Genomic DNA, 9,669 nt, shown 5'->3' on the forward strand with positions numbered 1-9,669 from the left:
GTCCGGCACGTAGGCTTGGCGGCTCAGATTTTTTTTCGGAGCCGCTATGCTACAGATCAAACAGATTCACCACATTGCGATTATTGCCACTGACTATCCGCGCAGCAAAGCGTTCTACTGCGATGTGCTGGGCTTCTCCCTGCTGGGTGAGTACTACCGCGCTGAGCGGGATTCATGGAAAGGCGACCTCGGCCTGCACGGCGTCTATACCATTGAGCTGTTCTCATTTCCCTCCCCGCCGCCGCGCGTAACCGCACCTGAAGCCTGCGGCCTGCGCCATCTGGCATTTTGCGTAGAGGATGTGGCGCAGTCGGTTGCGGCGCTGGCAGAAAAAGGCGTGATCTGCGAACCGGTGCGTATCGATGCGCTGACCGGTAAAGCCTGCACCTTTTTTACCGATCCGGATGGTTTGCCGCTGGAGCTTTATCAGGCGTAAAATAGCCGCCGCAGAATGCCGCAATCAGGCGGCATCATCAGATGGAACGGCACTATGTCTTTTTCCCACCTTGCTGCGCTGCTGGATCCCGCCGGTCGCTACGTGGTGGCATTCAGCGGCGGGCTCGACTCCACCGTGCTGCTGCATCAGCTGGTCTGCTGGCAGCAGCAGCATTCGCAGCTGAGCGTGCGGGCGCTGCACGTGCATCACGGCCTGAGTCCGCACGCCGACCGGTGGGCCGCACACTGCCGGCAGCAGTGCCAGCGCTGGCATATCGCCTGCGACGTATTGCCGGTAACGGTTGATGCCAGGGCAGGAGGCGTGGAGGCGTCGGCGCGCAGAGAGCGCTATCAGGCGCTGTTCGCCCGGCTGCAGCCGGATGAACAGCTGCTCACCGCGCAGCATCTGGACGATCAGTGCGAAACGCTGCTGCTGGCGCTAAAGCGCGGCAGCGGCCCGGCGGGGCTGGCGGCAATGCCGCCGCGGCGCACAGTGCAGGGGCATGAACATCTGCGTCCGCTGCTCAGCCTTAGCCGTGAGCAGCTGGAGCAGTGGGCGGCTGAGCACCAGCTCAGCTGGATTGAGGATGAGAGCAATAACGACAGCCGCTACGACCGTAACTTTTTGCGTCAGCAGATTATGCCGCTGCTGCATCAGCGCTGGCCGCACTTCAGCGCCGCCAGCGCCCGCAGCGCCGCGCTCTGCGCAGAGCAGGAGCAGCTGCTGGATGAGCTGCTGCAGCAGGAGCTGAGCCAGCTGCTTACGCCACAGGGCGCACTGCATTTTCCGCCGTTGCAGAGCATGAGCGAAGCGCGGCGTAACGCGCTGCTGCGGCGCTGGATCGCCGGGCAGGGCGGGGCGATGCCGTCACGTGCGGCGCTGCAGCGCATCAGTACCGACGTTATCGCAAGCCGGACTGATGCACAGCCGGCGCTGCAGCTGGGAAATTTTACGCTGCGCCGCTATCGCGATGCCCTCTACTGGTTGCCGCCGCAGCCGTCGCTGCGTGACCAGGCATGCTGCTGGCCGCAGCTTACCCGATCGCTGGCGCTGCCCGGCGGAGTGGGTCAGCTGCTGGCTGACTTCTCACGCGCGGAGCTGCGTCTGCCTGCGGCGGATGAAACGGTCCACGTTCGCTTTCAGGCGCGCGGCTACTATCATCTGCTGGGACGGGCGGGCGGACGCGAAATGAAAAAACTGTGGCAGGAGCTGGCGATCCCGCCCTGGCAGCGGGAGCGTATCCCACTGATCTACTATAACCATACGCTGATTTGCGCGCCGGGCCTGTTTGTTACCCATGAAGGCGCTGCCTGCAGCGATCGGGGCTGGCAGGCGATCTGGCATCAGCCTGACAGGGAGAAGGTATCATGAGGCACTGGCTGACGGCTGTGCTATGTTTTGTATCGCTGCCGCTATGGGCAGAAGGCGATGCGGCCGCGGGCGCAGAAAAAGCAGCCCGCTGTATGGCGTGTCACGGTGCAGAGGGCAAAAGCGCAATACCCCTCTATCCTCATCTGGCCGGGCAGCAGGCGCCTTATCTGGCGCATGCGTTGCACGCCTATCAGAAAGGTGAGCGCAGCGGCGGTCAGGCAGAGGTGATGAAAGCGTTTGTGGCGGGACTAAGCGATACCGATATTGAGGATTTAGCGGCTTACTATAGCGGACTTAAGCCGTAGGAAACGCGGGCGGAGAGGGTCCGCCCGCCGCGAGACTACTCGTCTTCGCTGACCACCACGGTGCCGAGTTCAGGATGGCTGAAGCTGGCAATGTGATCGAGGCGCAGCTCGCGGGTTTCCCCGGAGAGGTCAACCGCAAGATATTCGACGTTTTTGCGCGAAACCATATCCCGCGCTTTCGCCTTCAGCTGGTCACCATTTTTCAGCTGCAGTGACAGCATCCAGTGTCGGGTGCAGGCGAGTTCCAGGTTGTCGTAGTCATCGCAATTGATGGGTTTATAAGCTTCATTTGTCAACATAGTCGCTCACCAATAAGTTTGCAGCAGCCGAGGCTGCCTGATCCCTGACAGAAGAGTTTAGCGCGGAATGAGCGGCGATATCATTGAGTGCATTCAGCGCGCACATCAGCGCGTCGGGCACATATCCCGGCTCACCGCTGCCGATTTCAGCATATTTCTGGCGAACTAACTCACAATACGTTTGCACATGCACCTCCTCAGCAGAGCATAAATACCCTGGTTGCCTGGCGACTATAACACAGGGGTTTCCCGGAAATCAGCCAGGGCAAGCGGGGAAACAGAGAAAGAAAAGCAGCAGAACAGCGGCTGGCACGGCCTGCCGGATGCTGGCTGGCGCACAAAAGGTTAAGTTGATGAACAGGAAAATTCAGTACAGAACGCCGTATGAACCGGCAGGTGACAGATGATTATGCTGTCGCGCACGGTTGAGATCCCGGAGAGTGAAATAGAGCTGACGGCTATCCGCGCTCAGGGGGCAGGGGGGCAGCACGTGAATAAAACCTCGACGGCTATTCATCTGCGGTTTGATGTCCGCGCATCTTCGCTGCCGGAGTTTTATAAAACGCGGCTGCTCGCTGCCAGTCATCACCTGATTACGGCAGAAGGCGTGGTCATTATTAAAGCGCAGGAGTATCGCAGTCAGGAGATGAATCGTGAGGCCGCGCTGCAGCGCCTGATCAATCTGATCCGCGAGTTAACCACGGTGGAGAAAGCGCGTCGCGCGACGCGGCCCACGCGCGCGTCAAAAGAACGGCGGCTGGAGGGGAAATCGCGGCGCAGCAGCGTAAAAGCGATGCGCGGCAAAGTGCGATAAAAAACGCCTCCCGCAGGAGGCGTTTGCCATTACTTATTCAGCGCGCTGGCCAGGAAGCTGACGATCTCATGCTGGCTGATCATCTGCTTCTCGCTTGCGGAGCGGGATTTGTACTCAATCTCTTCGTTATCGAGATTGCGATCGCCAATCACGATGGTGTGCGGCACGCCAATCAGCTCCATATCAGCAAACATCACGCCCGGACGCTCTTTACGATCGTCGAGGATAACGTCGATGCCTCTGGCGCGCAGTTCGCTGTAGAGCGATTCTGCCAGCTGCTGAACCCGGAAAGATTTATGCATATTCATTGGCAGAATTGCGACTTCAAACGGTGCCAGCGCCGCAGGCCAGATAATGCCGCGCTCGTCATGGTTCTGCTCAATTGCGGCAGCCACCACGCGGGTAATACCGATACCGTAGCAGCCCATGGTCATGATCTGGTTGCGGCCATCTTCGCCCTGTACGGCTGCTTTCATCGCATCGGAGTATTTGGTGCCGAGCTGGAAAATGTGACCCACCTCGATACCGCGCTTGATCTGCAGTACGCCTTTACCATCCGGGCTTGGATCGCCCTCGACCACATTGCGGATATCTTCAACCCGCGCTTCCGGCAGATCGCGGCCCCAGTTGATGCCGGCAAAGTGCTGACCGTCGATGTTGGCACCGGCGGAGAAGTCACTCATTTTTGCCACGGTACGGTCCGCAATCACCGGGATGGTCAGACCGACCGGACCGATAGAGCCAAAGCCTGCACCCGTTACGGCACGGATCGCCTCTTCATTGCCCATTTCCAGCGGCGAAGCGACGATATCAAGATGTTCAGCTTTGATTTCGTTCAGCTCATGATCGCCACGCACCAGCAGAGCAACCAGCTGATGGCCGCTCTCTTCACTCGCCTTCACAATCAGCGTCTTAACCGTTTTTTCAACCGGGATCTGATGCTGCTCAACCAGCTCCGCGATGGTTTTGGCATGTGGCGTGGCAAACTGTGTCATCGGCTGTGTTGCCGCCGGACGCTCGCCAGCCGGAGCCAGCGCTTCAGCTTTCTCAATGTTTGCGGCGTAGTCTGACTCGCTGGAGAAGATCACATCATCTTCACCGCTCTGCGCCAGTACCTGGAATTCATGTGAACCGCTGCCGCCGATAGAGCCGGTGTCAGCCTGCACCGCGCGGAAATCGAGACCCATGCGGGTAAAGCTCTGACTGTAGGCGCGATACATCGCATCGTAGGTTTCCTGCAGCGACGCCTGCGAGGTATGGAAGGAGTAAGCGTCTTTCATGATGAACTCACGCGAACGCATCACGCCAAACCGCGGGCGCACTTCATCACGGAACTTGGTCTGAATCTGATACAGATTAAGCGGCAGCTGCTTATAAGAGCTCAGCTCGTTGCGGATCAGATCGGTAATGACCTCTTCATGCGTCGGACCGAGCACAAACGGACGTTCGTGACGATCTTTAATGCGCAGCAGCTCCGGGCCATACTGCTCCCAGCGCCCGCTCTCTTCCCACAGGTCGGCCGGCTGAACCACCGGCATAGAGATTTCAATTGCGCCGGCGTTGTTCATCTCTTCGCGCACGATGTTTTCAACTTTTCGCAGCACGCGAACCCCGGTCGGCAGCCAGGTATAGAGTCCGGAAGCCAGTTTGCGGATCATCCCGGCACGCAGCATCAGCTGATGGCTGATCACTTCTGCATCGGAAGGCGTCTCCTTAAGCGTGGAGAGCAGATATTGAGTAGTACGCATTAATTATGATTCCAGTTATATGGAAGAAGAAGAGCAGACCGTTACTGGCCGTTAGTGTACCAGCGAGAAACAGCGCTCAAAAGCCTGTTTTAGCGTGGATCCACGGCAATGACCTCAGTACCCGCTTCATCAATGCGCCAGCGCACGTTGAAATCAAGCAGCCAGGCGGCATATTCGCGATCCAGCGATTCACCTTTGCGATAGGCGGGACGCGGATCCTGGGCCAGAACTTCGGTAATAAAACGCTGCAGCTGAGGAATATGCGCCTGCTGCTGAATCTGCTGCTGAGCGGCGGCTGAAAAACGCACCGGCATGGTCGCTTCAGGTGCAGCCTGAGCATACCCGGCGCGCGCGTCGGGCAGCGCTTCGGCAAACGGCAGGTAGGGCTTGATATCAATGACCGGTGTGCCATCAACCAGATCAAGGCTGCCGAGCTGCAGAATAACCTGCGATTTTTCACAGCGGATCCCTTTCAGCTCAACCAGCGACATGCCCACCGGGTTAGGACGAAACGTTGATCGCGTTGCAAAGACGCCCATACGCGCGTTACCGCCGAGGCGGGGCGGACGGACAGTAGGGCGCCAGCCGCCGGCCATGGTCTGATGAAACATAAACAGGATCCAGATGTGGCTGAACGCCTCCAGACCGCGTACGGCTTCCGGCTGATTATACGGGGCCTGCAGATGCAGTTCACCGCCGCCATCCTGAACCAGGCCCGGCTGGCGCGGCACGGCAAATTTCTCTTTCCACGGGGAGCGGATCACGCCAATCTGCGCAACGGCAAACTCACTCATTGACCGGAAACTTTCAGCGCTGAGCCCTGGCAGATTGCCTGGCGGTAGCAGCCTGGCGTACTGGTCACAATTTCACATTTGTGCAGCAGCACGGCGTTGGCTTTCATACCCGCTGCTTTGATCTGCAGACGTTTACGCGCGGTATTGATATTGGGAGGCGAATCCTGCGTGCTGCTCTGGCAATCTTCGCCAGACACTTCACCCAGATCGCGGAAAGGATTGCTGACCAGATCGGTTGCGTCGGTATAGATTTTCACCGGAGCCGGGCGCGGGGCCGGCTTGCGCTGCGGCTGAGCGGATGACTGCTGCGGACGAGCCGGAGCGCTGCTTATCGGGTGATATTCACGAACGCACCCGGTCAGCATCAACGCCAACAGGCAGAGCGGTAAAAAACGCATGGCAACATCCTCCTGTAATAAAAGTGGCGTTATTGAAACAAGGACGCCCGCAAATAACAAGTCAGCAGCCACATGCAGAAATAGAAAGGGCGGCCAGCGCCGCCCTCAGGAGAGAAAAGAAGTGAACTTACCAGCCTTTAACCGCGCCACCGTTAAAGATTTTGTTCGCAGACTCAGCCACTTCGTCTGACTGATACGCTTCAACAAACTTCTTCACGTTCTCAGCGTCTTTATTATCTTCACGGCTCACCAGCAGGTTAACGTATGGGGAATCTTTATCTTCCACAAAGATGCCATCTTTTGCCGGGGTCAGACCAATCTGGCTGGCATACGTTGTGTTGATAACCGCGAGTGCAATCTGCTGATCGTCAAGCGAGCGTGGCAGCTGTGGCGCTTCCAGTTCAACAATCTTCAGGTTCTTTGGATTTTCCACAATATCCAGCGACGTTGGCAGCAGGCCAACACCCTCTTTCAGCTTAATCAGTCCCGCTTTCTGCAGCAGCAGCAGGGAGCGGCCCAGGTTAGTCGGATCGTTAGGGATGGCGATCTGCGCGCCATCCTGCAGTTCGGTCAGCGACTTAATCTTTTTGGAGTAGCCGGCAATCGGGTAAACAAAGGTGTTGCCAACCGGTACCAGCTTGTAGCCACGATCTTTGATCTGCTGATCCAGATAGGGCTTATGCTGGAAAGCGTTAACGTCAATATCCCCTTTGCTCAGCGCTTCATTAGGTAACACGTAATCGTTAAATGTCACCAGCTCGACGTCGAGATTATATTTATCTTTAGCCACTTTAACGGCAGTTTCAGCAACCTGCTGTTCAGCACCAACAATCACGCCCACTTTGATATGGTTGGGATCTTTTGCCTGCTGATCGCATCCGGCCAGAGCAATAGCACCAATCAGAGCACCTGCTGCGGCAATCTTTTTAAATGTGAAAGACATATCCTTTCCTTAATAGAGAAGTATTGATGTTATTGGCTTATTTATGCGACACCGCGCGAACAATGCGATCGCCGCAGAACTGAATCAGATATACCAGCACGACCAGCAGCACCAGTACAGTATTCATTACGGTAGCGTTATACCCGATATAGCCATACTGATAGCCAATCTGGCCCAGACCACCCGCGCCCACGGCACCGCCCATAGCAGAATAGCCAACCAGCGTAATGAGCGTAATGGTGGCCGCGTTAACCAGGCCCGGCATCGCTTCCGGCAGCAACACCTTGCGGACAATCTGCAGCGGCGTGGCACCCATCGCGCGGGAGGCTTCGATCAGGCCGGTCGGCAGCTCCAGCAGGGCGTTTTCAACCATACGGGCAATAAACGGCGCGGCGCCAACGGTCAGCGGGACAATCGCCGCCTGCAGGCCGATAGAGGTGCCGACAATTGCGCGGGTAAACGGAATCATCCATACCAGCAATATAATGAACGGGATCGATCGGAAGATATTGACGATAGCAGAGAGCACGCGGTAAAGCGCGCTGTTCGCCAGAATCTGACCAGGGCGTGTAACATACAGCAGTACGCCGACCGGCAGGCCAATAACAAACCCGAAAAAGCCAGAGACAAAGGTCATCATCAGCGTTTCCCAGACGCCGCGCGTCAGTAACCACAGCATCGCTTCAGACATAACCTAATACCTCTACTTTCACATGATGTTCTTTCAGCCAGCTTATCGCGGCCTGCGTATCTGTTTCACTGCCATCCATTTCTGCCAGCATGATGCCGAACTTGACTCCGCCTGCATAATCCATCTGCGCACTGATAATGTTGTTGTTCACATTAAAGCGGCGGGCAGCTTCTGACAGCAGCGGTGCATCAACAGATTTCCCGGTAAACTCCAGGCGCAGCAGGGGCACAGCCTGTGCGGCAGGCTGCGCGCGCATGCGCTCCTGATAATCTTCCGGAATATCCAGATGCAGCGTCGACTGAATAAACTGCTGCGCCAGCGGCGTTTTTGGATGAGAAAAAACTTCGCTGACGCTATCTTTTTCAATCAGCTCGCCGTTACTGATCACAGCAACCTGATCGCAGATGCGCTTAACCACATCCATCTCATGGGTGATAAGCAGAATAGTAATACCGAGGCGGCGGTTAATGTCTTTCAGCAACTCCAGTATCGAACGGGTGGTCGCCGGGTCGAGCGCGCTGGTGGCTTCGTCGCACAGCAGTACTTTGGGATTGCTGGCCAGCGCGCGCGCAATAGCCACACGCTGTTTTTGCCCGCCAGAGAGATTAGCTGGCCAGCTGTCATGCTTGTCATTCAGGCCAACCAGCTCCAGCAGCTCGCTAACGCGCGCTTTGATCTGATCGCGTGACAGATTGCCCAGCTCCAGCGGCAGCGCCACATTGCCGGCCACCGTACGCGAGTTCATCAGGTTGAAGTGCTGAAAAATCATGCCGATCTGGCGACGTGCCAGCGTCAGCTGCCCGGAAGAGAGTGCGGTGAGATCCTGTCCGTCGACCAGCACACGACCGGATGTAGGGCGCTCAAGCAGGTTGACGCAGCGGATCAGCGTACTCTTGCCCGCGCCTGACGAACCGATGACGCCATAAATCTGTCCCGCCGGCACATGCAGGCTGACGCCGGAGAGCGCCTGTATTGTGCGTGAACCCTGCTGGAACACTTTGGTGATATTTTCGAGTTTAATCATTAGTTAATTATTATCGTCTGACGTTATCCGTGGTGTATCAATATTCGATCAGCGAAGCTGGACGAAAGCTGAATGGATGGTAAGGCATCCAGACGTCTAAATCAATCGACGTAATGCAATCTGCCATTCTCTCGCTATGCCCAATCATGCAATACTTAGCACTATCAATTGCAGCAGGAGTATTTACGTGGCGAACCCAGTCCCGGCTATTTTTCTCGATCGTGATGGCACATTAAATGTTGATCACGGTTATGTTCATGAGATCGACAATTTTCAGTTTATAGAAGGCACCATTGAAGCGCTGCAGGCGCTGAAAAAGATGGGCTACGCGCTGGTGCTGGTCACTAACCAGTCGGGTATTGCCCGCGGGATGTTTACGGAAGATACCTTTATGCAGCTGACGGAGTGGATGGACTGGTCACTGGCCGACCGCGATATCGACCTGGACGGCATCTACTATTGTCCTCACCTGCCGGATGCCACCGTGCCTGCTTACCGTCAAAACTGCGACTGTCGTAAACCTCAGCCTGGAATGCTGCTGTCTGCGCAGCAAGAGCTGAACATCGATATGGCCGCTTCATATATGGTAGGGGATAAGCTGGAAGATATGCTGGCAGGGCAGGCCGCTGGCGTCGGCACCCGCGTGCTGGTGCGCAGCGGTAAAACGGTTACCGCTGAAGGTGAAGCAGCAGCAGATTGGGTGTTAAATAGCCTGGCAGAGCTGCCGGCGCGCATTAAACAGGCATAAATAACCGGTTTTGCGCAAACATTAACCGGGTGATAAAAAAGTTGAAATTAGTGCTTGTCACCCGGCGAGAACTCCCTATAATGCGCCACCACTGAGAC

Annotated in this window: 13 protein-coding genes; 5 read left to right on the forward strand and 8 right to left on the reverse strand. The window is 56.7% G+C overall.

The window, feature by feature from the left end; all coding sequences use genetic code 11:
- Positions 1-46: 46 nt before the first annotated feature.
- From DBY66_RS10640 to DBY66_RS10650, 3 genes are read left to right on the forward strand one after another with little or no spacing between them, the layout of a single operon-like run.
- Positions 47-436 (forward strand): VOC family protein, encoded by a 390-nt coding sequence (locus DBY66_RS10640; protein ID WP_039382762.1) that lies wholly within the window; start codon positions 47-49, stop codon positions 434-436.
- A 54-nt stretch (positions 437-490) separates the two neighbouring features.
- Entirely contained in the window at positions 491-1,807 is a 1,317-nt protein-coding gene (gene tilS / locus DBY66_RS10645; RefSeq protein WP_108570009.1) for a tRNA lysidine(34) synthetase TilS, read from the forward strand.
- Positions 1,804-2,112, forward strand: a complete 309-nt coding sequence (locus DBY66_RS10650) for a cytochrome c (RefSeq protein ID WP_071669045.1) — start codon at positions 1,804-1,806, stop codon at positions 2,110-2,112. The genes tilS and DBY66_RS10650 overlap by 4 nt, the downstream gene beginning before the upstream one ends.
- A gap of 35 nt (positions 2,113-2,147) precedes the next feature.
- On the opposite strand, the gene rof is transcribed toward DBY66_RS10650, so the two are convergent.
- Together rof and DBY66_RS10660 are read right to left on the reverse strand one after the other, a co-directional pair.
- The gene (gene rof, locus DBY66_RS10655; protein WP_039382769.1) at positions 2,148-2,411 is read right to left on the reverse strand and encodes a Rho-binding antiterminator; all 264 of its coding nucleotides are present in this window, start codon (positions 2,409-2,411) and stop codon (positions 2,148-2,150) included.
- Positions 2,398-2,598, reverse strand: a complete 201-nt coding sequence (locus DBY66_RS10660; RefSeq protein WP_071669043.1) for a YaeP family protein — start codon at positions 2,596-2,598, stop codon at positions 2,398-2,400. Before DBY66_RS10660 ends, rof begins: the two co-directional genes overlap by 14 nt.
- 216 nt (positions 2,599-2,814) lie before the next feature.
- On the opposite strand from DBY66_RS10660, the gene arfB reads away from it, so the two are divergent.
- Entirely contained in the window at positions 2,815-3,225 is a 411-nt protein-coding gene (arfB, locus tag DBY66_RS10665) for an alternative ribosome rescue aminoacyl-tRNA hydrolase ArfB (protein ID WP_039382771.1), read from the forward strand.
- Positions 3,226-3,254: 29 nt separating this feature from the next.
- Here the strand turns inward: arfB and proS are convergent, their stop codons facing one another.
- From proS to metN, 6 genes are all read right to left on the reverse strand, one after another.
- Entirely contained in the window at positions 3,255-4,973 is a 1,719-nt protein-coding gene (gene proS, locus DBY66_RS10670; protein WP_071669042.1) for a proline--tRNA ligase, read from the reverse strand.
- Between the two features lie 89 nt (positions 4,974-5,062).
- Positions 5,063-5,767 carry a tRNA (N6-threonylcarbamoyladenosine(37)-N6)-methyltransferase TrmO gene (gene tsaA, locus DBY66_RS10675; protein WP_071669041.1) on the reverse strand — a complete coding sequence of 235 codons (705 nt, stop codon included), beginning with the start codon at positions 5,765-5,767 and terminating at the stop codon, positions 5,063-5,065.
- Positions 5,764-6,165 (reverse strand): Rcs stress response system protein RcsF, encoded by a 402-nt coding sequence (gene rcsF / locus DBY66_RS10680; protein ID WP_039382781.1) that lies wholly within the window; start codon positions 6,163-6,165, stop codon positions 5,764-5,766. Before rcsF ends, tsaA begins: the two co-directional genes overlap by 4 nt.
- A 127-nt stretch (positions 6,166-6,292) precedes the next feature.
- A complete protein-coding gene (locus DBY66_RS10685; RefSeq protein WP_065650069.1) occupies positions 6,293-7,108 on the reverse strand; it encodes a MetQ/NlpA family lipoprotein in 816 nt (271 codons plus the stop codon).
- A 37-nt stretch (positions 7,109-7,145) separates the two neighbouring features.
- A complete protein-coding gene (locus tag DBY66_RS10690) occupies positions 7,146-7,799 on the reverse strand; it encodes a methionine ABC transporter permease MetI (RefSeq protein WP_039382787.1) in 654 nt (217 codons plus the stop codon).
- A complete protein-coding gene (gene metN, locus DBY66_RS10695; RefSeq protein WP_071669040.1) occupies positions 7,792-8,823 on the reverse strand; it encodes a methionine ABC transporter ATP-binding protein MetN in 1,032 nt (343 codons plus the stop codon). Before metN ends, DBY66_RS10690 begins: the two co-directional genes overlap by 8 nt.
- 187 nt (positions 8,824-9,010) lie before the next feature.
- On the opposite strand from metN, the gene gmhB reads away from it, so the two are divergent.
- Positions 9,011-9,571, forward strand: coding sequence for a D-glycero-beta-D-manno-heptose 1,7-bisphosphate 7-phosphatase (gene gmhB / locus DBY66_RS10700; RefSeq protein WP_071669039.1), 561 nt, complete (start codon positions 9,011-9,013; stop codon positions 9,569-9,571).
- The last annotated feature ends 98 nt before the right edge of the window (positions 9,572-9,669 follow it).

Origin of the sequence: Pantoea sp. RIT413 (assembly GCF_003057675.2) — a bacterium.
GTDB classification, from domain to species: domain Bacteria; phylum Pseudomonadota; class Gammaproteobacteria; order Enterobacterales; family Enterobacteriaceae; genus Pantoea; species Pantoea eucrina.